Below are 23,218 nucleotides of genomic sequence, written 5' to 3' on the forward strand. Positions count from 1 at the left end.
GATCGGACGAAATCATGACGGCTATCCAACACTTCTTTAAGACCTTCTTCCTGACCGAGCTGCTGAAGGGGCTCGCGCTGACCGGTCGTTACACGTTCAAGCGCAAGTTCACCGTGCAGTTCCCGGAAGAAAAGACCCCGATTTCGCCGCGCTTTCGCGGGCTGCACGCGCTGCGCCGCTACGAGAACGGCGAAGAGCGCTGCATCGCGTGCAAGCTGTGCGAGGCCGTGTGCCCCGCGATGGCGATCACGATCGAATCGGAAACGCGCGCGGACAACACGCGCCGCACGACGCGCTACGACATCGACCTGACGAAGTGCATCTTCTGCGGTTTCTGCGAAGAGAGCTGCCCGGTCGATTCGATCGTCGAGACGCAGATTCTCGAGTACCACGGCGAAAAGCGCGGCGACCTGTATTTCACGAAGGAAATGCTGCTCGCGGTGGGCGATCGCTACGAGAAGGACATCGCAGCGGCGAAGGCTGCCGACGCGCCGTATCGTTGATCGAGTTTCCAGCGCCGGCCCGAAGCACGGGCCGAGCCGCCGCGACGGGCGCGATACGCGCCTGACTATGGCCTAACGATGAACCGGTAATCATGGAATTCACGACCGTACTGTTCTACATCTTCGCGCTGCTCCTGGTGGTATCAGGGCTGAAGGTGATCACTTCGCGCAACCCGGTGGCGTCTGCGCTTTTCCTTGTGCTGGCGTTCTTCAACGCCGCCGCGATCTGGATGCTGCTGGAAGCGGAGTTCCTCGCGATCCTGCTGGTGCTGGTCTACGTGGGCGCCGTGATGGTGCTGTTCCTGTTCGTCGTGATGATGCTGGACATCAACATCGACTTCCTGCGGCGCGACTTCAAGCGCTTCGTGCCGATGGCGACCGTGGTCGGCGCGATCATCGTGATCGAAACCGCGCTGATCCTGTGGCGCGGCTACGGCGACACGCACGCGGCGCACGCGATGGCGACCGGCGCGATGGCCGACTGGTCGAACACGCGCCTGATCGGCAAGGTGATCTATACCGACTACATCTTCGCGTTCGAAATCGCCGGCCTCGTGCTGCTGGTCGCGATCATCGCCGCGATCGGGCTGACCGAGCGCAAGGGCAAGGACAGCAAGCGCCAACGCGTGTCGGATCAGGTCAAGGTGCGCCGCGACGACCGCGTGCGCCTCGTGAAGATGGAAGCGGAAAAGCCGCAGCCGGAAACGGCGCAGAGCGAAGCCGGTTCGGGCACCAACGGCTAAGCGGAGGAAAAGAAAACCATGTTGACTCTTGCTCACTACCTCGTGCTCGGCGCGATCCTGTTTGCGATCGCGATCGTCGGGATTTTCCTGAACCGCCGCAACATCATCATCATCCTGATGGCGATCGAACTGATGTTGCTCGCGGTGAATACCAACTTCGTCGCGTTTTCGCATTACCTCGGCGATGTACACGGCCAGATCTTCGTGTTCTTCGTGCTGACCGTCGCCGCAGCGGAAGCCGCGATCGGTCTCGCGATTCTGGTGACCCTGTTCCGTAAGCTCGACACGATCAATGTCGAGGATCTCGATCAGCTCAAAGGTTAATTTCAGGCAACGCTGTTATGTCAACGACACTCAATGAAAACCTGCTGCTGGCGATTCCGCTCGCTCCGCTGGCCGGCTCGCTGATTGCGGGGCTGTTCGGGAACGCAGTCGGGCGCAAGGGCGCACACCGGATCACGATCCTCGGCGTATTGATCGCGTTCCTCCTGTCGGCGAAAGTCTTCCTCGACGTGATGGGCGGCGCGAGCTTCAACGCGACCGTCTACGAATGGATGCACGTCGGGTCGCTGAAGCTCGAAGTCGGCTTCCTGGTCGATTCGCTGACCGCGATGATGATGGTCGTCGTGACCTTCGTGTCGCTGATGGTGCACATCTACACGATCGGCTACATGTCGGAAGAGGACGGCTACCAGCGCTTCTTCTCGTACATCTCGCTGTTCACGTTCTCGATGCTGATGCTCGTGATGAGCAACAACTTCCTGCAGCTGTTCTTCGGCTGGGAAGCGGTGGGCCTCGTGTCGTACCTGCTGATCGGCTTCTACTTCACGCGTGAGAGCGCGATCTACGCGAACATGAAGGCGTTCCTCGTGAACCGCGTGGGCGACTTCGGCTTCCTGCTCGGCATCGGCCTGCTGCTCGCGTTCGCCGGCTCGATGAACTACGGCGAAGTGTTCGCGAAGCGCGCGGAACTCGCGAGCCTGCACTTCCCGGGCACCGACTGGGGCCTGCTGACCGTTGCCTGTATCTGCCTGTTCATCGGCGCGATGGGCAAGTCGGCGCAGTTCCCGCTGCACGTGTGGCTGCCTGACTCGATGGAAGGCCCGACGCCGATCTCGGCGCTGATTCACGCGGCGACGATGGTGACGGCCGGCATCTTCATGGTGTCGCGCATGTCGCCGCTGTTCGAGCTGTCGGACACCGCGCTGTCGTTCATCACGGTGATCGGCGCGATCACGGCGCTGTTCATGGGCTTCCTCGGGATCGTCCAGAACGACATCAAGCGCGTCGTCGCTTATTCGACGCTGTCGCAGCTCGGCTACATGACCGTCGCGCTCGGCGTGTCCGCGTACCCGGTCGCCGTGTTCCACCTGATGACGCACGCGTTCTTCAAGGCACTGCTGTTCCTCGGCGCAGGCTCGGTGATCATCGGCATGCACCACGATCAGGACATGCGCAACATGGGCGGCCTGCGCAAGTACATGCCGATTACCTGGATCACGTCGCTGGTCGGCTCGCTCGCGCTGATCGGCACGCCGTTCTTCTCGGGTTTCTACTCGAAGGACTCGATCATCGACGCGGTGAAGCTGTCGCACCTGCCGGGTTCGGGCTTTGCGTACTTCGCGGTCGTCGCGAGCGTGTTCGTCACGGCGCTGTACTCGTTCCGCATGTACTTCCTGGTGTTCCACGGCGAGGAGCGCTTCCGCAAGCCGAAGCATCCGGAATCGCCGATGGGCATGGCGGCCGCACACGGCCACGACGATCACGGCCATGGCCACGGCCATGACGACCACGCGCACGAGCCGCACGAGACCCCGTGGGTCGTGTGGGTGCCGCTGGTCCTGCTGGCGATTCCGTCGGTGATCATCGGTGCGATCGCGATCGGCCCGATGCTGTTCGGCGACTTCTTCCAGCACGGCGTTGCGTTCGACAAGGTGATCTTCATCGGCGACAACCATCCGGCGCTCGCCGAGATGGCCGAGGAGTTCCACGGCTGGGTCGGCATGGGCCTGCACTCGGTGTCGGGCCTGCCGGTCTGGCTCGCGCTCGCCGGCGTCGTCGTCGCGTGGTTCCTGTACCTGAAGCGTCCGGATCTGCCGGCGTCGATCCGCCGCGCGTTCGGCCCGATCTACACGCTGCTGGACAACAAGTACTACATGGACAAGATCAACGAAGTGGTGTTCGCCCGCGGTTCGGTGGCGATCGGCCGCGGCCTGTGGAAGGAGGGCGACGTCGTGGTGATCGACGGCCTCGTCAACGGCAGCGCCAAGTTCATCGGCTGGTTCGCCGGTGTGATCCGCTTCCTCCAATCCGGTTACATCTATCACTACGCGTTCGCCATGATCATCGGCATGCTGGGGCTCCTGACCCTGTTTGTAACGCTCGGCGGCAAATAAGGCGGGGGGACAAAACTAATGCACGCTTTTCCGATTCTCAGTACCGCGATCTGGCTGCCGATCGTTTTCGGCCTCCTCGTGCTCGCGGTGGGTAACGACAAAAATCCGGGGACGGCGCGCTGGGTCGCGCTGATCGGCTCGCTGCTCGGGCTCGCGGTCACGATCCCGCTGATCACGGGCTTCGACTCGAGCACGGCCGCGCTGCAGTTCGTCGAGCATTCGACCTGGATCGAGCGCTTCGACATCTCGTATCACCTCGGCGTCGACGGCATCTCGATGTGGTTCGTCGTGCTGACCGCGCTGATCACGGTGATCGTCGTGATCGCCGCATGGGAAGTGATCACCGAGAACGTCGCGCAGTACCTCGCCGCATTCCTGATCCTGTCCGGGATCATGATCGGCGTGTTCTCGGCGGCCGACGGCCTGCTGTTCTACGTGTTCTTCGAGGCAACCCTGATTCCGATGTACATCATCATCGGCGTGTGGGGCGGCCCGAACCGCGTGTACGCAGCGTTCAAGTTCTTCCTGTACACGCTGGCCGGCTCGCTGCTGATGCTGGTCGCGCTGATCTACCTGTACACGCAGACGCATTCGTTCGACCTCGCGACGTGGCAGAACGCGAAGATCGCGATGACGCCGCAGATCCTGCTGTTCATTGCGTTCTTCCTTGCGTTCGCGGTGAAGGTGCCGATGTGGCCGGTGCACACCTGGCTGCCGGACGCGCACGTGGAAGCGCCGACGGGCGGCTCGGTCGTGCTGGCCGCGATCATGCTGAAGCTCGGCGCATACGGTTTCCTGCGCTTTTCGCTGCCGATCACGCCTGACGCGAGCCACTTCCTGGCGCCCGTCGTGATCACGCTGTCGCTGATCGCGGTGATCTACATCGGTCTCGTCGCGATGGTGCAGGCCGACATGAAGAAGCTGGTCGCGTATTCGTCGATCGCGCATATGGGCTTCGTCACGCTCGGCTTCTTCATCTTCAATCAGCTCGGCGTCGAAGGCGCGATCGTGCAGATGATCTCGCACGGCTTCGTGTCGGGCGCGATGTTCCTCTGTATCGGCGTGCTGTACGACCGCGTGCACTCGCGCCAGATCGCCGACTACGGCGGCGTCGTCAACGTGATGCCGAAGTTCGCGGCGTTCGCGATGCTGTTCTCGATGGCCAACTGCGGCCTGCCGGGTACGTCCGGTTTCGTCGGCGAGTTCATGGTGATTCTCGCGGCCGTCCAGTACAACTTCTGGATCGCATTCGGCGCGGCGTTCACGCTGATCCTCGGCGCAGCCTACACGCTGTGGATGTACAAGCGCGTGTACTTCGGCGCGGTCGCGAACGACCACGTCGCGAAGCTGAAGGACATCGGCCGCCGCGAATTCCTGATGCTGGCCGTGCTTGCCGCGTTCACGCTGCTGATGGGCCTATATCCGAAGCCCTTCACCGACGTGATGCACGTTTCCGTGGAAAACCTCCTCTCCCATGTCGCGCAGTCGAAGCTGCCGCTGGCCCAGTAATCGCGAGCGGAGGAACTCAAGATCATGAACGCTCCTATGAATGTCCTGTTGCCTGACGCGCTGGTGATGGCCGCCATCATCGTCGCATGGCTGAACGACACCTTTACCGGCGCCTCCGGCCGCCGCCTCACTTACCTGATCGCGGTGATCTCGTCGGTGGTCGCCGGCGTCTGGTTCGCGGTGCAGGCGCTCGATCCGCAGCATTACTACTTCTTCTCGCGGATGGTCGTCGTCGACTCGTTCGCCAGCGCGATGAAGGCGGTGGTGGCGCTCGGCTTCGCGGTGTCGCTCGTCTACTCGCGCCGCTACCTCGAAGATCGCGACCTGTTTCGCGGCGACGTGTTCCTGCTCGGCATGTTCTCGCTGCTCGGCCAGCTCGTGATGATCTCGGGCAACAACTTCCTGACGCTGTATCTCGGCCTGGAACTGATGTCGCTGTCGCTGTACGCGGTCATCGCGCTGCGTCGCGACGGCACCGTGTCGAGCGAAGCTGCGATGAAGTACTACGTGCTGGGCGCGCTCGCGTCGGGCTTCGTGCTGTACGGCATCTCGATGCTCTACGGCGCGACCTCGGGTTCGCTCGAACTCGGCGAGGTGTACAAGGCGGTCAGCAGCGGCGGCACCGAGGATGCGGTGCTGATGTTCGGCGTGATCTTCATCGTCGCCGGTATCGCGTTCAAGCTCGGCGCCGTGCCGTTCCACATGTGGGTGCCGGACGTCTACCAGGGCGCGCCGACCGCGATGACGCTGTTCGTCGGCGGCGGCCCGAAGGTGGCCGCATTCGCGTGGGGCCTGCGTTTCCTGGTGATGGGCCTGCTGCCGCTCGCGCAGAACTGGCAGACCGCGCTGGTGATTCTCGCCGCGCTGTCGCTGATCGTCGGCAACATCACCGGTATCGTCCAGCGCAACATCAAGCGGATGCTCGCGTATTCGGCGATCTCGAACATGGGCTTCGTGCTGCTCGGCCTGCTCGCGGGCATCGTGAAGGGCGACGCGGCAGCGCCGGCGAACGCCTACAGCTCGGCGATGTTCTACGCGATCGTCTACCTGATCACGACGCTCGGCTCGTTCGGCGTGGTGATGCTGCTCGCCCGCCGCGACTTCGAAGCGGAAACGATCGACGACTTCAAGGGCCTCAACAAGCGCAGCCCGGTGTTCGCGTTCGTGATGATGGTCATGATGTTCTCGCTGGCCGGCATTCCGCCGACCGTCGGCTTCTACGCGAAGCTCGCGGTGCTCGAGGCGACCGTCAACGCGGGCCTCACGTGGCTGGCCGTGCTGGCCGTGATCACCTCGCTGTTCGGCGCGTTCTACTATCTGCGCATCGTCAAGCTGATCTACTTCGACGCACCGCAGGATTCCACGCCGATCGGCGGCGATTTCTGCAAGCGCACGATCCTCGTGCTGAACGGCCTCGCGGTCGTCGTGCTCGGCCTGATCCCGAGCCCGCTGCTGACGGTTTGCCTCGACGCGATCCGTCACTCGCTGCCGACGCTGTAATGTCGGCCGCGGGCTGGTTTATCGTGCTGTTGGCGCTCGTCGGCGCCAACCTGCCGTTCCTGAACCAGCGCCTGTTCGCCGTCGTGCCGATCGGCGCGGCGAAGAAGGGCGCGTGGATCCGGATCGGCGAACTGATCGTGCTGTATTTCATCGTCGGCGCGCTCGGCTTCTGGCTCGAGTCGCGCGCCGGCAACCGCTTCGAACAGGGCTGGCAGTTTTACGCGATCACCTTCAGTCTCTTCGTCGTGTTCGCGTTTCCCGGCTTCACGTTCCAGTATCTCGTCAAACGACGCTGACGGCTTCGGCCGTCACGCTCATCCAGGAGCCGCCGATGGCCGAATTGCCCAATCACGACGCCGCACTGACCGAAACCTGCCTCGAAAGCGAAGCGATCTTCGAAGGCTCGTTCCTCAAGCTCAAGCGCGATACCGTCCGCCTGCCTGACGGCAAGCAGGCCACGCGCGAATACGTCCAGCACCCGGGCGCGGTGATGGTGATCCCGCTGTTCGACGACGGCCGCGTGCTGATGGAAAACCAGTACCGCTATCCGATCGGCAAGGTGATGGCCGAATTCCCGGCCGGCAAGCTCGACCCGGACGAAGGCGCACTCGCCTGCGCGGTGCGCGAACTGCGCGAGGAAACCGGCTACACGGCCCGCGAATATGTGTTCCTGGCCCGGATTCACCCGATCATTTCCTACTCGACCGAATTCATCGACCTGTATCTCGCGCGCGGCCTGACCGCCGGCGAGCGCAAGCTCGACGAAGGCGAATTCCTCGAAACCTTCACGGCGACGCTGCCCGACCTGCTCGAATGGGTGCGCACCGGCCAGATCAGCGACGTAAAGACCATCATCGGCACGATGTGGCTGGACCGCGTGCTGTCCGGCGCATGGCCGCTCGGCCCGGTCCTGACGCCCTGAAGGCAGCGCCGGCGGCGGGCGGAACGCCGCGTTACAATCCGGTGACACGCGGCGGCGCCGCTGCGCGCCCGACCGGATTTAGCACGATCGTTCACAAAACCGCTTTTTGCGCTACACTCGTCACACGCCCTGATTCAGCATGAAGGTCCTCGATTTACAGTGCCCGCATGGTCATCGGTTCGAAGGCTGGTTCGCTTCCGCCGATGAATTCGAAGCGCAGTTGTCCCGCAAGCTGGTCGAATGTCCGGTATGCGGGGCGACCGAGATCAGCCGTATGCCGTCCGCGCCGCGCCTGAACCTGTCGGGTGCGACGCAGGCGCAGCCGGCCGATCCGCATGCGCTGCAGGCGCAGGTCATGCGTGCGCTGCGCGAGGTACTGGAGAAGACCGAGAACGTGGGCGAGCGCTTCGCCGAGGAAGCGCGGCGCATTCATTACAACGAGGCGCCCGCGCGCAGCATTCGTGGCGTCACGACGCCGCAGGATGCGCAAGCCCTGGTCGAAGAAGGCATCGACGTGATGCCGCTGCCGATTCCTGCCGCGCTGAAAGAACCGCTGCAATAAGCTGCGCAGCGTGTCTCCCTGTCGCGGCCGGAGGGCCGCGGCAAGCCATGGGGCCGGAGCAGGCGCTGAAGCGCTCACTCCGGTCGATCGCGAAGCATGGGACCAGAGTAATCGCTAAAGCGATAACTCTGGTCGACAGGAGACACAGCGCATGGATCTGGATTATTCCCCCGCCGACGACGCATTCCGCGCCGACATTCGCGCCTGGCTCGAGGCCAACCTGCCTCGGGCGCTGCGCGCCAAGGTTCTCGATCACAAACGTCTCGACCGCGACGACTACGCGAGCTGGCACCGGATTCTCGGCCAGCGCGGCTGGTCCGCGCCCGCATGGCCGACCGAATACGGCGGCCCCGGATGGAACGCGACGCAGCGGCATATCTGGGACGAGGAATGCGCGCGGATCGGCGCGCCGACCGTCCTGCCGTTCGGCGTGTCGATGGTCGCGCCGGTGCTGATGAAATACGGCAGCGAAGCGCAGAAGCGTCACTATCTGCCGCGCATTCTCGACGGCACCGACTGGTGGTGCCAGGGCTATTCGGAGCCGGGCTCCGGATCCGATCTCGCGTCGCTGCGCACGCGCGCCGAGCGCCACGGCGATCACTACGTCGTGAACGGCCAGAAGACCTGGACGACGCTCGGCCAGTACGCCGACATGATGTTCTGCCTGGTGCGCACCGACCCGGCCGCGAAGAAGCAGGAGGGCATCTCGTTCCTGCTGATCGACATGAGGACGCCCGGCATCACGGTGCGCCCGATCATCACGCTCGACGAGGATCATGAAGTCAACGAGGTGTTCTTCGAGGACGTGAAGGTGCCCGTCGAGAATCTCGTCGGCGACGAGAACCGCGGCTGGACCTATGCGAAATACCTGCTCGGCCATGAGCGCACGGGCATCGCGCGCGTCGGCGCGTCGAAGCGCGAGCTCGCGTTCCTGAAGCGCGTCGCGTCGAATCAGCGCAAGAACGGCAAGCCGCTGCTCGCCGATCCGGTGTTTGCCGCGAAAGTCGCGGCGCTCGAAGTCGAGCTGATGGCGCTCGAGGTGACGGTGCTGCGCGTCGTCAGCCGCGAGACCAGCGGCAAGGGGCCGGGCCCCGAGGCGTCGATGCTGAAGATCAAGGGCACCGAGGTGCAGCAGGCGCTGACCGAGCTGATGTTCGAGGCGATCGGCCCGCTCGCGGCGCCGTTCGACGTGCCGTTCCTCGAAGGCGAGCATGCGCACAGCAGCGCGGGCGACGACGACGCGGCGCCGCTGGCCGCGTACTACTTCAATTATCGGAAGACGTCGATCTACGGCGGCTCGAACGAAATTCAGAAGAACATCATCGCGCAGATGATTCTCGGGCTGTGAGCACCGGGAACGGGATCGGAGACAAGCATGGATTTCACCTTTACCGATGAGCAGCAGCAGTTCGCCGACGCGCTGCGTCGTTATCTCGGCGAGCAATACGGATTCGATGCGCGTCAGGCGATCGTGCGCAGCGACACGGGCGTGTCGGACGCGCAATGGAGCGCGTTCACGGAACTCGGACTGACCGCGCTGCCCGTGCCGGATGCGCAGGGCGGCTTCGGCGGCGGCCCGGTCGACATGCTGGTCGTCATGCAGGAGCTGGGCCGCGCGCTGGTCGTCGAGCCGTACTGGGCGACGGCGGTCGGCGCGGAGGCGCTGCGCATTGCCGGTTCCGGTGCGGGCGACGATGCCGCGCTGCTGGAGGCAATCGCGCAAGGGCAGAAGCGTGTGGCGGTCGCGTTTCACGAGCCGCACGCGCGCTACGACCTGTTCGAACTCGATACGCATGCAAGCGGGCAGGGCGACGCGCACCGGCTGACCGGCACCAAGTCGGTCGTGCAGCACGGCGCGCAGGCCGATGCGTGGATCGTACCCGCGCGCGTCGACGGCGGAGGCATCGGCCTGTTCGTCGTCGAGCGCGATGCGGCAGGCGTGACGCTCGCCGACTACCGGACGATCGACGGCCAGCGTGCCGCGACGATCGGCTTCGACGCGACGCCCGCGCGCCTGCTGACCGGCGGCGCGCGCGATGCGGCCGCGCTCGAGCAGATCGCCGATTACGCGACCTTCCTGTTGTGCGCGGAAGCGGTCGGCGCGCTCGACGAGCTGAACCGCGCGACGGTCGAATACACGAAGACGCGCGAGCAGTTCGGCGTGCCGATCGCGCGTTTCCAGGCGCTGCAGCACCGGATGGTCGACATGCTGATCCACGCCGAGCAGGCGCGTTCGCTGACGTATCTGGCGGCGGTGCGCTATGCGAGCGGCGACGCCGATGCGCGCCGCAAGGCCGTGTCCGCCGCGAAGGCGCGGGTCGGCGCGGCCGCGCGCTTCGTCGGCCAGCAGGCCGTGCAGCTGCACGGCGGGATGGGCGTGACCAACGAAGTCGCGGCTGCCCATCTGTTCAAGCGGCTGTCGATCATCGAGACGACGCTTGGCGACACCGATCATCATCTGGCCCGTATCGCGGCGCTGCCCGATTTCGCGCAGGCCGACGCAGCATGACGGCGCCGCGCATCCGCGCGCGCCCATCGAGGAGACGCATGTGAGCATCAGTTACGAAGACCTGGTGGTCGGCAGCACCACCGAAGTGGGTCGCTATACGTTCGAGGCCGACGACATCAAGGCATTCGCCGGGCGCTACGACCCGCAGCCGTTCCACGTCGACGAAGAAGCCGCGAAGGCGTCGCCGTTCGGCGGCCTCGTCGCGAGCGGCTGGCATACCTGTTCGGTGTTCATGAGCCTGCTGGTGCGTCATCTCGGCTCCGACTCGACCAGCATGGGCTCGCCCGGCATCGACGAGATTCGCTGGATCAAGCCGGTGCGCGCCGGCGACACGATCACGATGCACCAGAAGATCCACGACAAGCGCGTATCGGCGAGCAAGCCCGACCGCGGAATCGTGTCGACCGAGTGGATCGGCACCAACGATCGCGGCGAGACGGTGATCACGGTGCGGACCAAGGTGATCTTCGGGCTGCGTGATCCGGATGGGGCGCGCGCATGACGGACGTCACGCTGCCGCTGATCGCGTCGGCGCAGGCGCTGCACGCGCGCGTCGGCGAGGCGCCGCTCGAAAGCGGCTGGATCGCGATCGACCAGCGTCGCGTCGACGGTTTCGCCGACGCGACCGACGATCACCAGTGGATTCACGTCGATCCCGAGCGGGCGCGGCGCGAGTCGCCGTTCGGCGGCCCGATCGCGCACGGCTTCCTGACGCTGTCGCTGATTCCCGCGCTGATGGACGGCGCGATGCGTTTCGAACAGAAGATGGGCGTGAACTACGGGCTGAACCGCGTGCGCTTCCTGAAGCCGGTGCCGGTCGGCGCGCGCGTGCGCGCGCTGTTCGCGGTGAAGGAAACGGCGGATGCCGCGCAGGGCGGCGTGCAGGTCACGTGGTCGGTGTCGGTCCAGGCCGAGCGTCCCGGCGCGCCGCTGCTCGTGTGCGCGGCGGAGTTCATCACGCTGCACTACTTCTGAAGCGCGGGCCGGAGGCGGATGCCGCGTCGCCCTCCGGCCGCTCCGTCAGTGCTTCGCGTATTGCGTCGCGCCGAACAGCACCTCGCGCGCCTTGTCGTCCTGCAGCGCCTTGCGCAACGACGCGAGCACCTCGACGCCGCGCTGCACGGCCGGCCGCGCGGCGATCGCTTCGTGCCAGCGCTTCACGTTCGGCAGTTCGTCGAGCACGATGCCCTGGTTCTGCCACGAACGCGTCCACGGGAACGTCGCGATGTCCGCGATCGTGTACGTGTCGCCGGCCAGATACTCGGATTCGCCGAGGCGCTTTTCCATCACGTTGTACAGGCGCTTCGCCTCGTTCGTGTAGCGGTTGACCGCGTACTCGATCTTCTCCGGCGCATAGAGGCGGAAGTGGTGCGCCTGCCCGAGCATCGGGCCGACGCCGCCCATCTGGAACATCAGCCACTCGAGCGTCGCATAGCGCGCGGCCGGGTCGGTCGGCAGGAACCGGCCGGTTTTCTCGGCGAGGTAGATCAGGATCGCACCCGATTCGAACAGCGAGATCGGCTTGCCGCCGGGGCCGTCCGGATCGACGATCGCGGGGATCTTGTTGTTCGGGCTGATCTTCAGGAATTCGGGCTTGAACTGGTCGCCCGCGCCGATATCGATCGGATGCGCGCGATACGCGAGGCCCGTTTCCTCGAGCATGATGTGGACCTTGTGGCCGTTCGGGGTCGCCCAGCTATAGACGTCGATCATCGTCACTCCTTCGTTGCATGCGCGAAAGCGGCGCAGGCGGCGCGCCGCGACAGGCGGTCATTAGAGCATGGATCGACGCAGGCTGCAGACGCCGGCACTCAGCGCCGGACGGACTGCAGATACTGGTGGTACAGCACTTCCATCGTCGTGTTGCGCGTGTCGCGATGCAGCGCCGCGGGCGGCGAATAGTTGAGCAGGCGGATCACCCAGTCGTGCGGCGCGTCGCCGACGTCGAGCGCGTTGATGCAGCCGGTCTCCTGCGACAGGTGGCCGATGAACAGGCGCTGGCCCGGCACCGTCGCGTGCGACAGCAGCGCGCAGTTGACGCCGCCGTGCAGCACCAGCAGCGCGGTATCCCAGGTGCGGTCGGCGCGCAGCGCGTCGAGCGGCGGCAGCACGCGATCGATCAGTTCACCGATCGTTTCGCCGCCGAGAAAGCGCGTCGATTCGGGGACGATGCCGTCGAGCACGCGCAGGAATGCGTCGCGATGCTGCTCGGGCGGAATGTCGGCCAGGTGGCCGCCCCGAATCTCGCGCCACGCCGGCTCGATTTCGATGTCGATGCGCTGCCCGGTTTCCGCGAGCACGCGCTGCGCGGTCTCGATCGTGCGCGGCAGGCCGCTCGCGATCACGCGATCGAAACGGATCTGCTGCGCGGCGAACACGCGGCCCGCAGCGCTCGCCTGCTCGCGCCCGCGTGCATTGAGCGGCACGGTGTCGGGATCGATCGCGCGTCCGGAGTCGTCGAAATAGGTGACGTCGCCGTGGCGCATCAGATAGAGGCGGCGCCGGCGGGGCAGGTCGAAAGCGGGCATGGCGGGTCAGCGCTTGTAGCGGGGTTGGCGCTTCTCGAGAAACGCGGTGATGCCTTCGAGACCGTCGGCGTGATGCAGCGACGCGACGAAATGATTGCGCTCGGTGACGAGGTGCGTATCGAGCGGCTGCGCAACCGCGTCGTCGAGCAGCGACTTGATGCGCGTGAGCGCGTTCGGCGAGATGCCGGCGAGCGTGTCGGCCCACGCGAGCGCCTCGCTCAGCGCGGCGCCGGGTGCGGTCACGCGGTTGACGACGCCGAGCGCATGCAGGCGCTCGGCCGCGACGGGCTTGCCTTCGAACAGGATCTCGGCCGCGAGCGCGCGCGGCAGCGCGCGGGCGAGGAACCACGAGCCGCCGCCGTCGGGCGTCAGGCCGACGCGCGCATACGACATCACGAACTTCACGTCGTGCGCGGCGACGATCAGGTCGCAGGCCAGCGCGAGCGAGAAGCCCGCGCCGGCTGCGGCACCTTCGACCGCCGCGATCACGGGCTTGGTCGATGCGCGGATCGCCGCGACCCACGCGCCGAGCTGGTCGACGCTGTCGGCCTGGTACGACGGATCCTTCGCGCGATTGTCGAGCAGCCGGTTCAGGTTGCCGCCCGCGCAGAAGAAGCGATCGGCGCCGGTGAGCACGACCGCGCGAATCGACGGATCGCGCTCGGCGGTGGCGAGCGCTTCGACGCCGGCCGCATACATGTCGGGATGCAGCGCGTTGCGTGCGCCGGGATTGGATATCGTGAGGACGAGGGTCGATTCGCTCTCGGGCGGGCGGCTGGCCAGCAGTTCGGCGCTCATGCGGTGTGTCTCCAGCGGTTGGCGAGGCGGTGGCGCCGCATGTCATGCGCGGACATGCGAGGCTGCCGTCGCAGCGGATGCTATGTTGTCATGACGGACGTGAAACTGTTTTAGACTAGCACGAACGTGCTTTTCAGCGCGACGAATCCCGATGCGGCCGACGCTGTCGCGGCCGCGCTTCAGCAAGGAAGGAGACTCCGATGCTACAGCTGTGCGGTATTCCGTTGTCCAACTATTACAACAAGGTGAAGTTCGTGCTGCTCGAGCACGACATTCCGTTCGAAGAGCGGTCGTGCAGCCTGCCGATCAGCGATCCGGCGCTGCTCGCCGATTCCCCGCTCGGCAAGATTCCGTATCTGAAGACCGACGAAGGCGCGCTGTTCGAGTCGCAGGTGATCATCGAGTACCTGGCGGCGCGCTATCCCGAGAAAGCCATTTTCCCGGCGGGGCCGTTCGCGGCCGCGAAGGTGCGCGAGCTCGTCGAGACGCTCGAGCTGTATCTCGAATGGACCGCGCGCGAGATCTATACGGAAGCGTTCTTCGGCGGCAAGGTCAGCGACGGGATGAAGGCGCACGTCGAGAAGCGCCTGCCGCGCGCGATCGACGCATTCAAGCGGATGACGAAGTTCGCGCCGTACGTGCTGGGCGAGTCGTTCGGCCTCGCGGACATGGCCGCGGCGGTTCATCTGCCGGTGATCGGGATGGCGACGAAGGCCGTCTACGGTCGCGATTTCCTGCTCGACGCGGGGATCGACTGGAAGGCGCACGCAAAGCAGGTCGGCGAGCGGCCGGCTGCGCAGCGCGTGGCGGCCGATCGCAAGGCGTTCGTCGACGCGTCGAACGCTGCGCGTGCTTGACGGCGATGCGGCGCGGCTGAAGCGTGTCGCGCCGTGAAAGCGGCCGCTGCATGCGGCCGATGCCCGGGCGACACGCGGTCGCCCGAGCGCCGACTTACAGGCGGGCGAGCCGTTCGAGCGCGGCCGCGAGCGTGCTTTCCTGCTTCGCGAAGCAGAAGCGCACGACGCCCGATTCGTGCGGCGCATGATAGAACGCCGACACCGGGATCGCGGCGACGCCGATCTCGGAGGTCAGCCACTTCGAGAATTCCGCTTCGGGCAGATCGCTGATCGCCGAATAGTCGACACACTGGAAGTACGTGCCCGAGCACGGCAGCAGCTTGAAGCGCGTGCGTTCGAGGCCCGCGCGGAAGAAGTCGCGCTTGTTCTGGTAGAAGTCGGCGAGCGTCAGGTACGGCGCCGGATCGCGCAGGTAGTCGGCGAGGCCGATCTGCATCGGCGTGTTCACCGTGAACACGTTGAACTGATGGACCTTGCGGAACTCGGCGCTCAGCGCGGCGGGCGCCGCGACGTAGCCGACCTTCCAGCCCGTCACGTGATAGGTCTTGCCGAAGCTCGACACGATGAAGCTGCGCGCCGCGAGTTCCGGGTAGCGCGCGACGCTTTCGTGGCGTGCGCCGTCGTACACCATGTGCTCGTACACTTCGTCGGACAGGATCAGCACGTTGGTGCCGCGCACGATTTCCTCGAGCTTGCGCATGTCCGCCTCGCGCCATACGGTGCCGGTCGGGTTGTGCGGCGTGTTGATCAGGATCATGCGCGTCTTCGGCGTGATCGCGGCCGCGAGACGGTCGAACGGGATCGCGTAGTCGGGCGCTTCCAGCGTGACGAACACCGGTTTGCCGCCCGCCAGCTCGATCGACGGCAGGTAGCTGTCGTAGGTCGGCTCGACGACGATCACCTCGTCGCCCGGATGCACCGCGCACAGGATCGCGGTGAGCAGCGCCTGCGTCGCGCCGGCCGTCACCGTGATCTCGGTGGCCGGATCGTAGCGGCGTCCGTAGACCTGCGCGATTTTATCTGCGATCGCGTCGCGCAGCGGCGCGACGCCCGCCATCGGCGGATACTGGTTGTGGCCGTTGCGCATCGCGGCCGCGACCGCGTCGACGATGCGCGGGTCGCAGTCGAAATCCGGGAAGCCCTGGCCGAGGTTCACGGCGCCTTTTTCGGCGGCGAGCGCACTCATGACCGTGAAGATCGTCGTGCCGACGTTCGGCAGGCGCGAGGGAAAAACGGGAGTCGTTGGCATGTCTGAAGGTGCGTTCATCGGTACGGTCGAAGTCGTTGATGCCGGACGCGTCAGGCCGGCGTGGCGGTAGCGTTGGCGGCCGGCGCGGCGTCGAGCGCGCAGGCCTCGTTGAACGGCGCGGGCTGCGAGATCCGGAAGCCGAAGTCGCGTGCGGTGCGCTTCGCGAGCTTCAGCAGCGCGCGGTCTTTCGACACGAGCCACTCGGCCTGCGCGGCGCGTGCGAGTTCGAGAAACTTCTGGTCGTCGCGGTCCTTGCATTTCGGCAGCGGCGGCGCGTCGGCTGCGACCGGCGCCGGTTCGACGAGGCGCGCGAGACGGGCGACCGTCGCGAGCGCGGCGGCCTTGTCGATCGCGCGGGCCTGGAACTGCGGATAGTCGAGCACGTGCTCGAGCTCGGTCAGGCAGCGGCTGTCGATCACGGCGGCGAGCGCGCCGCATTCCAGCGCGGCGCGAATCGGCCGCGTGGCGGGATCGTCGAACACGAGAATGTCGATCCAGACGTTCGAGTCGAGTACGACGCGGCGCGCGACGGGCGGGGCGAGGGAGCTGGGCATTCGTTACAATCGGTGGTTTTCGTCTGACCGCACGGCACGGCGTGCCAGCGAGCCTCTATGATAATCGTTCTCTCTCCCGCCAAATCCCTTGACTACGAGACGCCCGCCCACGTCCCGTCTTACACGGAGCCTGCATTCGTCGGCGACGCGTCGGAACTGATCGACGGGCTGCGCAAGCTGTCGCCGCAGGACATCGCGACGCTGATGGACATCTCCGACCCGCTCGCGCGGCTGAACTTCCAGCGCTACGCGGACTGGTCGCCCATCTTTACGCCGGCCAATGCGAAGCAGGCCGTGCTCGCGTTCAACGGCGACGTGTACGAAGGATTCGACGCGAAATCGCTGTCGGCCGACGATCTCGACTACGCGCAGCGGCACGTGCGCGTGCTGTCGGGCCTGTACGGGCTGCTGCGTCCGCTCGACCTGCTGCAGCCGTACCGGCTCGAGATGAGCACGCGGTTCGCGAACGCGCGCGGCAAGGACCTGTACGCATTCTGGGGCGACCGGATCACGCGCGCGCTGAACGAACAGCTCGAAACGCGCAGCGGCGCTTCGCGCGTGCTGATCAATTGCGCGTCGACCGAGTATTTCAAGTCGGTCAAGCCGAAGCTGCTGGCCGCGCCGGTGATCACGCCGGTGTTCGAGGACTGGAAGGGCGGTCGCTACAAGATCATCAGCTTCCATGCGAAGCGCGCGCGCGGCCTGATGGCGCGCTACGTCGTCGAGAATCGCATCGCCGAGCCGCAGGCGCTGCGCGATTTTGCGATGGAAGGCTATGCGTTCGACGCCGCTGCGTCGAACGATTCGACTTACGTATATCGCCGGCGAGTCGGCGAGTGACCCTGCCGGCCGTTCACGAGACGGCCGGCGCATGCATCAGGCCCGGCGCGCGGCACACCGCGCGTGACGGCCGCTCAAGGAGAAACGGATGGCCCTTTCGATCACCAGCAACTTCGACGCGGGCGCAATCGACGTCGTGTCCTGCGACAGCCCGGATGCGATCCGGCTGCGCGTGCGCGGCGACAATCGCTCGGAATTCGCGCAGTGGTTCTACTACCGCCTGACCGGCGCGCGCGGCGAGCGGTGCGTGATGACGTTCGAGAACGCGGACCAATGCGCGTATCCGTCGGGCTGGCGCAACTATGAAGCGGTCGCGAGCTACGACCGCGTCGTCTGGTTCCGCGTGCCGACGACGTTCGACGGCAAGACGATGACGATCGACCATACGCCCGAGTTCGACAGCATCTACTACGCGTATTTCGAACCGTACTCGGAAGAGCGTCACGCGGCGTTTCTCGGCGCGGTCCAGCAGTTGCCGCATGCGAGCGTCGTCGAACTCGGCCGTACGGTCGAGGGCCGTCCGATGTCGCTGCTGACGCTCGGCACGCCGGAGACCGGCGGCGCGCCGAAGAAGAAGGTGTGGATCATCGCGCGCCAGCATCCGGGCGAGACGATGGCCGAGTGGTTCGTCGAAGGGCTGGTCAAGCGGCTGGCCGGGTGGGGCGACTGGGCCGGCGATCCGGTCGCGCGCAAGCTCTACGATCGCGTGACGTTCCATATCGTGCCGAACATGAATCCCGACGGCAGCGTGCACGGCAACCTGCGCACCAATGCCGCGGGCGCGAACCTGAACCGCGAGTGGATGGCGCCCGATGCCGAGCGCAGCCCCGAGGTGCTGGCCGTGCGCGACGCGATTCATGCGACCGGCTGCGACATGTTCTTCGACATTCACGGCGACGAGGATCTGCCGTACGTGTTCGTCGCCGGTTCGGAGATGCTGCCGAGCTTCACCGAGCAGCAGGGCAGCGAGCAGGCCGCGTTCATCGAAGCGTTCAAGGTCGCGAGCCCCGACTTCCAGACCGAGCACGGCTATGCGGCAAGCAAGTACAAGGAGGACGCGCTGAAGCTCGCGTCGAAGTACATCGGGCATCGCTTCGGCTGCCTGTCGCTGACGCTCGAAATGCCGTTCAAGGACAACGCGAACCTGCCCGACGAGCGCGTCGGCTGGAACGGCGAGCGCAGCGCGGCGCTCGGCGCGGCGATGCTGGCTGCGATCCTGAAGCACGTCGAGACGTTCGCGTAAGCGACGGCGTCGATCGCAAAAAAAAGCCGGGGCATCCTGCGATGCCCCGGCTTTTTGCTTCTGTCGTTGCCGCTCCGTCGTATCAGGACTTCTTCGCGGTTTTCTTTTTCACGGTCTTCTTCTGCGTGCCCGATTTTTTCGCGGCGGCCGACTTCCTGGCGGTGTGGCCCGTCGCCTTGGCCTTGCCGCGGTGCGTCTTGCCCTTGAACTTCTTCGTCGACGGCGCGGGGCGTTCGACGCGCGGCTTCAGCGGCGGCACCGGATCATTCCAGCTGAACGCGAGCATCTGCTGGCCGACGTAGCCGCAGCGGAACTTCAGCGGCGTCGGGTCGCCGCCGTCGCTGCGAACGCCGAGCCCGTCGACGGTGACGATGTTGTCGACCTTCACGCGCTGTTTGCCCTGATCGAACGAATCGTTCCACGGCGTGATCGTCGCGTTGCTGCTGTCGAATGCGTTCGGCGCGAAATCGACGCGCTCGAACGCGGACGACGTGCTGGCGATGAAGCTGCCGTGCGCCGCACAATCGGCGACGAGCGGATCGGCGTGCATCTCGTTGACGAATTTGTTGATCAGCTCGGAGCGCTGGTCGAGAAGGTCGGCAAAGACCGGTGCCGGAAGCGCAAGCGACAGGCCCGCGACACAGGCCGCCAGCTTGCCGAACGCCCGGAGAATCCGGGGCGAGGCGGGTGAGCTGTCCATCTGGTTATTGGTGAGGAGCGAATGAGGCATCGGGCAGATATAGAGGCCCGATGAAGAACAGGAGTTCAATCTTAGCGTAAAAAAGTCGTGCCGCAGTAGACGGTGCGCTCTCTCGCGCCGAGCAGGCCGTACACGAGGTACGTCGACGCGCCCTGGAACCGATGTGACGTTCAGGCGCGCGGGCCGCCGAGACGATAGCGTCGCACGTCGAACGTCGTGACCCACGCGGGGCGATAGACGGCGATGAGCGCGGTCGCCATTCCGGTGAACCAAGCTTCGCCGAGCGCAAGCAGCGCGGTGTTCAGCAGATAGCCGGCCGGGATCACGACGGGTGTGCCGTCGGCAAGCGCGAGCTGGACACCGGCAGCCGCCGCGGCGACCGCGACGATCGCGATGGCCGGCGACAGGAATCCCTGGCCCGTGATGAACGATGCGAGATTGTGCGGCAGCCATGCGATCGCGGCGCGCTGCAGCAACGCCGATACGGCGACCGGTAATGCGCCGTAAACCAGATAGGTCAGGCCGACGCCTTGCCACGACGCGTCGAAGATGACTGCGGCGATGGCAGTGACGACGCCCATCGCAACCAGCGCGAGGGTCCAGTCGAATAGTGTGACGAGCAGCGTCGCGCCGAGCAGGTGCATGACGATGCCGTCGTCGAGCCATGCGTTCGAGGCCCACAGCACCGTGATCGCGGTGACGAGCGCGAGCCATACGTGCTGGAGCGTCGCATCCTGCAGGCGGACGAACGGGCGATTCCAGAACGCGAGCGCAAGCAGGGCCGCGGCGGCGATCCAGCCACCGATGCCAATCCAGAACGGAAGCGGTGTGAAAAGAAAACCCATGTGTTCATATTACTCGTTGAGCATCAAAGGTGGGAATCCGCGCATGCCGAGCGTCGCAATATCGAGACTGTCGGTCTAGCGCTGGCGGCGGAATCGTGCCGGCGGTTCGGCGGCGAGCGGCAATTCGTGCGTGCCGACATGCTCACCCGGCAGCGGGTACGGGCGGTCGTTCCGTTGCGCGCGCAGCGGGACCGGGCCGCGCTCACCGAGGGCCGGCTTGCGCGCGCGGTCGCGGCTGGCCAGCAGCACTTCGAGATGGGGCGACAGCCAGCCGTTGTAGATTGCGACCGCGGCGGCGCGGTTTGCCGCGCCGAGCTGCTGGAAGATGCTGGCAAGGTGGATTTTCACCGTGCCTTCGCTGATGCCGAGCGTGCGCGCGATCATCTTGTTCGTGCTGCCCAGGTGAACGAACCGCATGATCTGCGCTTGCCTCGGCGACAGCAGGCCGGCGGTCGGGCGACGGGGGAGCGATCCGGCGAGCGTCTGGAAATGAGCGTCGCGGCGGGCTGCGAGCGTCGACGTGGACGGCAGCAGGCTGAGGGCGATCGGCGGAATATAGTGACCGCCGAGCAGCACCATTTCGAGCGCGCGGACGATCAGGTGCGGCCGCGTCGAATGCGGGATCACGCCTGCGACGCCGTAGTTGAAAAAGCGCTGGATCGCCTGCGGCGTGGCTTCGTCGATCAGCATCGCGGCGGGCGTCGGCGAGCAGGCGCTGCAGAGCGCCTGAAGTTCGCTGACCCTGCCGACGTCCAGCCAGTTGATCGCAACGAGATCGAAGCGCTGCGTGCGCAACAGGCGGCGCGCATGGAAGCCGTCGGGCGCGTCGTTGATACGGGCGTGACGGTCGATCTGCCGCAACAGGGCCTTCAGCCCGTCACGCCGCTCGGCGTCTGAGTTGAGCACCAGGAACCGCATAGTCAACCTCCATGGATGAGTCATTGATCTGCCGACGGGCATGCTGTGGGCCGGATAATGACAAATACCTTACACGATGTCTGCTTGGCCGAAAGGTCTAGGAGAAGTCCGAAATGTCGGGCATCGGAGGTCGGGCAAGAAAAAAGCCGCCCCGGTAGAACCGGGAGCGGCTTCGGGCGCACAGGCCGCGCGGGCCGGTGGTGCGGATCAGTGGAAATGCGGCTGGGCGGGCGAGGCGTCCTCCGGCATTTCGGCGTGGACGATTTCGCCGAGCGGATCGGCGTAGAGCGGCACGCCGCAGTCGTCGCAGTATTCGGGTTCGAAACGGCCAGCGTGCCGGCGGATATCGGTTACGCCGCATTCCTTCAGCAGGCTCACGATTTCCTCGAGCGGTCCTTCGATCGGTGCCTCGCCCTCGAGCGTCGCGCTGTCGATCGACACATCGCCGTTCTCGCGGCCATAAAGCGGCCATACGACGCCGTAGATCACATCGTTGCTGCCGCGCCGCGTGAAGCCGACGCGATATTCGTCGATACGGCGCTCGCCGAAGCCGGCGACGACGGCGCGCAGTTCCTGCGGCGCTGCACCAAGTGTGTCGAACAGATAACGAATCGCGGTCCGCACCGTGTGCGGGCGTATGCGTTCGTCCGCATCGCGGCATGCGGAGTAGTACGCGTCCGGAAGCAGGCACTCGAACTCGCATCCGGGCAGCGCGATCGACAGGTTCGGGCCGCCCTGGGCCATCCATTGTTCGAGACACTGGCCGCGTTCGATCCGGCTGCCGTGCTCTTCTTCCTGCCAGCGAAACAGCGGGGCGCCGGCAGGCGCCGCGACGGCGGCGAGCAGGAAGCGCGGGTCGGCCAGGATCGGCGAGGTTTCGGGCAGGTCGCCGAAGTTGAGCTTGGCGGCGTGCTGGCCGAGTGCCGCGTGCGCGAGCTGCTGCGCGAGCCGGTAGGTTTCGACGTGGTGCCGCGGCAACTGGTCGATGCTGTAAAGGAACGGCGCGAGCCCGACCAGCGTGCCGCTCGCGAGCACGTGCGCCTGCAGGTGCGTGCGCAGCGCGTCGGCGACATCGCCTTTCAGCGCGCCCGACGGAATCATGTAGCGCGTCCATGCGAGCACGGGCACCGCAACCAGCAGCGTGTCGTATGGCTGGCCGTCGTGTTCGACCACCATCGACTCGCTGTGCGTTTCGGCCATGTCGGCGAGTGCGCCGTATGCGTCGGGGTGATTTTGCTGAAGATGATCGAGCGCTGCGTCGAGCGTGGTCTGGTTGCCGTTGCGGATAATCTTGGCGAGCAGGGCGTCGAGCTTCGCTTCCCAGAAGCGATCCTCGATGCGGCTACCCGAGGCGAAGAGCGCAAGCGACAGGCCGACCAGCTTGTCGGCATCGGGGGGAAGGCGTTTGGCGATTCGCTGGCGCATGTTAAATACGTATAGAAAGAGGCGAAGAACCTCACATTCTAGTCCGTTCTGTGCGCTATAAGCGGTGTCGCGCCATCGTGCGGTCGGATGCCCGAAATTCGGGGCGCGAAAAAACTGCACTAAACCTCTTGCGCGGAACGGCCAACGTGCCTAGAATCACGCCTCTTTCGCGCTAACGGCAACGCGGCGCGAGAGAGGGAAGCGGAGTCGGTGGTGTGCAGTGGTCTTGGGCACGCGGCTGGCGAAGGAAGAAGAACCCCGCAGTCGCAACGCTGTAGCAAAAAGTTGTTGACGACTTGCGAAACACGGTTCATAATCTCGCTTCTCTGCTGCTGAAAACGCAGCGCTGCTACGAAGCCCAGTGCTTGGTGCAGAATGCTCTTTAAAAACTAACAGCCGATAAGTGTGGGCGCTTGATGTGAGCGAGACCCGGTCCTCGGATCGGGATAGCAAAAGTATCAAGAGTCTCACACTAAAGTAAGTCAGGTTTATGAAGCAATTCATTGACCTGTCAGCTTTGAGTGAGCGACCGGTTCTACGGAACCGAAAACAGTAACAGGTTTGAACTGAAGAGTTTGATCCTGGCTCAGATTGAACGCTGGCGGCATGCCTTACAC

Annotated in this window: 25 protein-coding genes; 16 read left to right on the forward strand and 9 right to left on the reverse strand. The window is 65.3% G+C overall.

From position 1 onward, the window contains the following. The first annotated feature begins 14 nt into the window (after positions 1 to 14). The 13 genes from nuoI (at position 15) to BST28156_RS12095 (ending at position 11,619) form a co-directional block, all read left to right on the forward strand. Positions 15 to 503 (forward strand): NADH-quinone oxidoreductase subunit NuoI, encoded by a 489-nt coding sequence (gene nuoI, locus BST28156_RS12035; RefSeq protein WP_009691265.1) that lies wholly within the window; start codon positions 15 to 17, stop codon positions 501 to 503. Positions 504 to 595: 92 nt separating this feature from the next. Further along, positions 596 to 1,246: an NADH-quinone oxidoreductase subunit J gene (locus BST28156_RS12040; RefSeq protein WP_059519515.1), complete on the forward strand. Its 651-nt coding sequence runs from the start codon at positions 596 to 598 to the stop codon at positions 1,244 to 1,246. Between the two features lie 18 nt (positions 1,247 to 1,264). After that, positions 1,265 to 1,570 (forward strand): NADH-quinone oxidoreductase subunit NuoK, encoded by a 306-nt coding sequence (gene nuoK / locus BST28156_RS12045; RefSeq protein WP_004185739.1) that lies wholly within the window; start codon positions 1,265 to 1,267, stop codon positions 1,568 to 1,570. A gap of 17 nt (positions 1,571 to 1,587) precedes the next feature. Next, complete coding sequence (nuoL, locus tag BST28156_RS12050; protein WP_174902269.1) at positions 1,588 to 3,642, forward strand: NADH-quinone oxidoreductase subunit L; 2,055 nt, start codon at positions 1,588 to 1,590, stop codon at positions 3,640 to 3,642. Positions 3,643 to 3,660: 18 nt separating this feature from the next. Then, a complete protein-coding gene (locus tag BST28156_RS12055) occupies positions 3,661 to 5,151 on the forward strand; it encodes an NADH-quinone oxidoreductase subunit M (RefSeq protein WP_009691269.1) in 1,491 nt (496 codons plus the stop codon). Between the two features lie 36 nt (positions 5,152 to 5,187). Beyond that, on the forward strand, positions 5,188 to 6,651 hold the full coding sequence (gene nuoN / locus BST28156_RS12060) for an NADH-quinone oxidoreductase subunit NuoN (protein WP_174902279.1): 1,464 nt from the start codon (positions 5,188 to 5,190) through the stop codon (positions 6,649 to 6,651). Then, positions 6,651 to 6,947: a DUF2818 family protein gene (locus tag BST28156_RS12065; RefSeq protein ID WP_009691271.1), complete on the forward strand. Its 297-nt coding sequence runs from the start codon at positions 6,651 to 6,653 to the stop codon at positions 6,945 to 6,947. The genes nuoN and BST28156_RS12065 overlap by 1 nt, the downstream gene beginning before the upstream one ends. 35 nt (positions 6,948 to 6,982) lie before the next feature. After that, positions 6,983 to 7,573, forward strand: coding sequence for an NUDIX domain-containing protein (locus tag BST28156_RS12070; protein WP_009691272.1), 591 nt, complete (start codon positions 6,983 to 6,985; stop codon positions 7,571 to 7,573). Positions 7,574 to 7,712: 139 nt separating this feature from the next. Next, complete coding sequence (locus BST28156_RS12075; RefSeq protein WP_009691273.1) at positions 7,713 to 8,135, forward strand: DUF1178 family protein; 423 nt, start codon at positions 7,713 to 7,715, stop codon at positions 8,133 to 8,135. 151 nt (positions 8,136 to 8,286) lie between these two features. Then, positions 8,287 to 9,483 carry an acyl-CoA dehydrogenase family protein gene (locus BST28156_RS12080; protein ID WP_174902270.1) on the forward strand — a complete coding sequence of 399 codons (1,197 nt, stop codon included), beginning with the start codon at positions 8,287 to 8,289 and terminating at the stop codon, positions 9,481 to 9,483. 27 nt (positions 9,484 to 9,510) lie between these two features. Beyond that, the gene (locus tag BST28156_RS12085) at positions 9,511 to 10,644 is read left to right on the forward strand and encodes an acyl-CoA dehydrogenase family protein (protein WP_174902271.1); all 1,134 of its coding nucleotides are present in this window, start codon (positions 9,511 to 9,513) and stop codon (positions 10,642 to 10,644) included. Positions 10,645 to 10,684: 40 nt separating this feature from the next. Next, positions 10,685 to 11,146, forward strand: a complete 462-nt coding sequence (locus BST28156_RS12090; RefSeq protein ID WP_060240791.1) for a MaoC family dehydratase — start codon at positions 10,685 to 10,687, stop codon at positions 11,144 to 11,146. Beyond that, a complete protein-coding gene (locus BST28156_RS12095) occupies positions 11,143 to 11,619 on the forward strand; it encodes a MaoC family dehydratase (RefSeq protein ID WP_060240790.1) in 477 nt (158 codons plus the stop codon). The genes BST28156_RS12090 and BST28156_RS12095 overlap by 4 nt, the downstream gene beginning before the upstream one ends. Positions 11,620 to 11,664: 45 nt before the next feature. On the opposite strand, the gene BST28156_RS12100 is transcribed toward BST28156_RS12095, so the two are convergent. The 3 genes from BST28156_RS12100 to BST28156_RS12110 all read right to left on the reverse strand — a co-directional run bounded on the left by BST28156_RS12100 (position 11,665) and on the right by BST28156_RS12110 (position 13,970). Further along, entirely contained in the window at positions 11,665 to 12,357 is a 693-nt protein-coding gene (locus BST28156_RS12100; protein WP_174902272.1) for a glutathione binding-like protein, read from the reverse strand. Between the two features lie 98 nt (positions 12,358 to 12,455). Further along, complete coding sequence (locus tag BST28156_RS12105; RefSeq protein WP_040127848.1) at positions 12,456 to 13,172, reverse strand: histidine phosphatase family protein; 717 nt, start codon at positions 13,170 to 13,172, stop codon at positions 12,456 to 12,458. Between the two features lie 6 nt (positions 13,173 to 13,178). After that, positions 13,179 to 13,970: an oxepin-CoA hydrolase, alternative type gene (locus tag BST28156_RS12110; protein WP_060240789.1), complete on the reverse strand. Its 792-nt coding sequence runs from the start codon at positions 13,968 to 13,970 to the stop codon at positions 13,179 to 13,181. Between the two features lie 200 nt (positions 13,971 to 14,170). Between BST28156_RS12110 and BST28156_RS12115 the strand changes: the two genes are divergently transcribed. Then, complete coding sequence (locus BST28156_RS12115) at positions 14,171 to 14,827, forward strand: glutathione S-transferase family protein (protein ID WP_060240788.1); 657 nt, start codon at positions 14,171 to 14,173, stop codon at positions 14,825 to 14,827. 94 nt (positions 14,828 to 14,921) lie between these two features. Here BST28156_RS12115 and BST28156_RS12120 read toward each other — a convergent pair whose 3' ends face one another. Both BST28156_RS12120 and BST28156_RS12125 read right to left on the reverse strand, forming a co-directional pair. Beyond that, positions 14,922 to 16,094: a pyridoxal phosphate-dependent aminotransferase gene (locus tag BST28156_RS12120; RefSeq protein WP_174902273.1), complete on the reverse strand. Its 1,173-nt coding sequence runs from the start codon at positions 16,092 to 16,094 to the stop codon at positions 14,922 to 14,924. Positions 16,095 to 16,126: 32 nt separating this feature from the next. Further along, on the reverse strand, positions 16,127 to 16,630 hold the full coding sequence (locus tag BST28156_RS12125) for a putative toxin-antitoxin system toxin component, PIN family (protein WP_060240786.1): 504 nt from the start codon (positions 16,628 to 16,630) through the stop codon (positions 16,127 to 16,129). A gap of 57 nt (positions 16,631 to 16,687) precedes the next feature. On the opposite strand from BST28156_RS12125, the gene yaaA reads away from it, so the two are divergent. After that, on the forward strand, positions 16,688 to 17,470 hold the full coding sequence (yaaA, locus tag BST28156_RS12130) for a peroxide stress protein YaaA (RefSeq protein WP_174902274.1): 783 nt from the start codon (positions 16,688 to 16,690) through the stop codon (positions 17,468 to 17,470). An 88-nt stretch (positions 17,471 to 17,558) separates the two neighbouring features. Next, on the forward strand, positions 17,559 to 18,713 hold the full coding sequence (locus BST28156_RS12135; RefSeq protein WP_060240784.1) for a M14 family metallopeptidase: 1,155 nt from the start codon (positions 17,559 to 17,561) through the stop codon (positions 18,711 to 18,713). An 82-nt stretch (positions 18,714 to 18,795) separates the two neighbouring features. Here BST28156_RS12135 and BST28156_RS12140 read toward each other — a convergent pair whose 3' ends face one another. From BST28156_RS12140 to BST28156_RS12155, 4 genes are all read right to left on the reverse strand, one after another. Beyond that, positions 18,796 to 19,443 (reverse strand): BspC domain-containing protein, encoded by a 648-nt coding sequence (locus BST28156_RS12140; RefSeq protein WP_174902280.1) that lies wholly within the window; start codon positions 19,441 to 19,443, stop codon positions 18,796 to 18,798. A gap of 140 nt (positions 19,444 to 19,583) precedes the next feature. After that, complete coding sequence (locus BST28156_RS12145) at positions 19,584 to 20,258, reverse strand: energy-coupling factor ABC transporter permease (RefSeq protein WP_174902275.1); 675 nt, start codon at positions 20,256 to 20,258, stop codon at positions 19,584 to 19,586. A gap of 75 nt (positions 20,259 to 20,333) precedes the next feature. Further along, positions 20,334 to 21,176 (reverse strand): response regulator transcription factor, encoded by an 843-nt coding sequence (locus BST28156_RS12150; RefSeq protein ID WP_174902276.1) that lies wholly within the window; start codon positions 21,174 to 21,176, stop codon positions 20,334 to 20,336. Between the two features lie 207 nt (positions 21,177 to 21,383). Beyond that, positions 21,384 to 22,601 (reverse strand): DUF2863 family protein, encoded by a 1,218-nt coding sequence (locus BST28156_RS12155; protein ID WP_174902277.1) that lies wholly within the window; start codon positions 22,599 to 22,601, stop codon positions 21,384 to 21,386. Between the last annotated feature and the right edge of the window lie 617 nt (positions 22,602 to 23,218).

The organism is Burkholderia pseudomultivorans, assembly GCF_902499075.1.
In the GTDB taxonomy this organism is placed as follows: domain Bacteria; phylum Pseudomonadota; class Gammaproteobacteria; order Burkholderiales; family Burkholderiaceae; genus Burkholderia; species Burkholderia pseudomultivorans.

Excerpts from the sequence above, each read along its gene's own strand:
- nuoI (WP_009691265.1), top strand. The coding sequence starts at position 15 with ATGACGGCTATCCAACACTTCTTTAAGACCTTCTTCCTGACCGAGCTG.
- BST28156_RS12040 (WP_059519515.1), top strand. The coding sequence starts at position 596 with ATGGAATTCACGACCGTACTGTTCTACATCTTCGCGCTGCTCCTGGTG.
- nuoK (WP_004185739.1), top strand. The coding sequence starts at position 1,265 with ATGTTGACTCTTGCTCACTACCTCGTGCTCGGCGCGATCCTGTTTGCG.
- nuoL (WP_174902269.1), top strand. The coding sequence starts at position 1,588 with ATGTCAACGACACTCAATGAAAACCTGCTGCTGGCGATTCCGCTCGCT.
- BST28156_RS12055 (WP_009691269.1), top strand. The coding sequence starts at position 3,661 with ATGCACGCTTTTCCGATTCTCAGTACCGCGATCTGGCTGCCGATCGTT.
- nuoN (WP_174902279.1), top strand. The coding sequence starts at position 5,188 with ATGAATGTCCTGTTGCCTGACGCGCTGGTGATGGCCGCCATCATCGTC.
- BST28156_RS12065 (WP_009691271.1), top strand. The coding sequence starts at position 6,651 with ATGTCGGCCGCGGGCTGGTTTATCGTGCTGTTGGCGCTCGTCGGCGCC.
- BST28156_RS12070 (WP_009691272.1), top strand. The coding sequence starts at position 6,983 with ATGGCCGAATTGCCCAATCACGACGCCGCACTGACCGAAACCTGCCTC.
- BST28156_RS12075 (WP_009691273.1), top strand. The coding sequence starts at position 7,713 with ATGAAGGTCCTCGATTTACAGTGCCCGCATGGTCATCGGTTCGAAGGC.
- BST28156_RS12080 (WP_174902270.1), top strand. The coding sequence starts at position 8,287 with ATGGATCTGGATTATTCCCCCGCCGACGACGCATTCCGCGCCGACATT.
- BST28156_RS12085 (WP_174902271.1), top strand. The coding sequence starts at position 9,511 with ATGGATTTCACCTTTACCGATGAGCAGCAGCAGTTCGCCGACGCGCTG.
- BST28156_RS12095 (WP_060240790.1), top strand. The coding sequence starts at position 11,143 with ATGACGGACGTCACGCTGCCGCTGATCGCGTCGGCGCAGGCGCTGCAC.
- BST28156_RS12100 (WP_174902272.1), bottom strand. The coding sequence starts at position 12,357 with ATGATCGACGTCTATAGCTGGGCGACCCCGAACGGCCACAAGGTCCAC.
- BST28156_RS12105 (WP_040127848.1), bottom strand. The coding sequence starts at position 13,172 with ATGCCCGCTTTCGACCTGCCCCGCCGGCGCCGCCTCTATCTGATGCGC.
- BST28156_RS12110 (WP_060240789.1), bottom strand. The coding sequence starts at position 13,970 with ATGAGCGCCGAACTGCTGGCCAGCCGCCCGCCCGAGAGCGAATCGACC.
- BST28156_RS12115 (WP_060240788.1), top strand. The coding sequence starts at position 14,171 with ATGCTACAGCTGTGCGGTATTCCGTTGTCCAACTATTACAACAAGGTG.
- BST28156_RS12120 (WP_174902273.1), bottom strand. The coding sequence starts at position 16,094 with ATGAACGCACCTTCAGACATGCCAACGACTCCCGTTTTTCCCTCGCGC.
- BST28156_RS12125 (WP_060240786.1), bottom strand. The coding sequence starts at position 16,630 with ATGCCCAGCTCCCTCGCCCCGCCCGTCGCGCGCCGCGTCGTACTCGAC.
- yaaA (WP_174902274.1), top strand. The coding sequence starts at position 16,688 with ATGATAATCGTTCTCTCTCCCGCCAAATCCCTTGACTACGAGACGCCC.
- BST28156_RS12135 (WP_060240784.1), top strand. The coding sequence starts at position 17,559 with ATGGCCCTTTCGATCACCAGCAACTTCGACGCGGGCGCAATCGACGTC.
- BST28156_RS12140 (WP_174902280.1), bottom strand. The coding sequence starts at position 19,443 with ATGCCTCATTCGCTCCTCACCAATAACCAGATGGACAGCTCACCCGCC.
- BST28156_RS12145 (WP_174902275.1), bottom strand. The coding sequence starts at position 20,258 with ATGGGTTTTCTTTTCACACCGCTTCCGTTCTGGATTGGCATCGGTGGC.
- BST28156_RS12150 (WP_174902276.1), bottom strand. The coding sequence starts at position 21,176 with ATGCGGTTCCTGGTGCTCAACTCAGACGCCGAGCGGCGTGACGGGCTG.
- BST28156_RS12155 (WP_174902277.1), bottom strand. The coding sequence starts at position 22,601 with ATGCGCCAGCGAATCGCCAAACGCCTTCCCCCCGATGCCGACAAGCTG.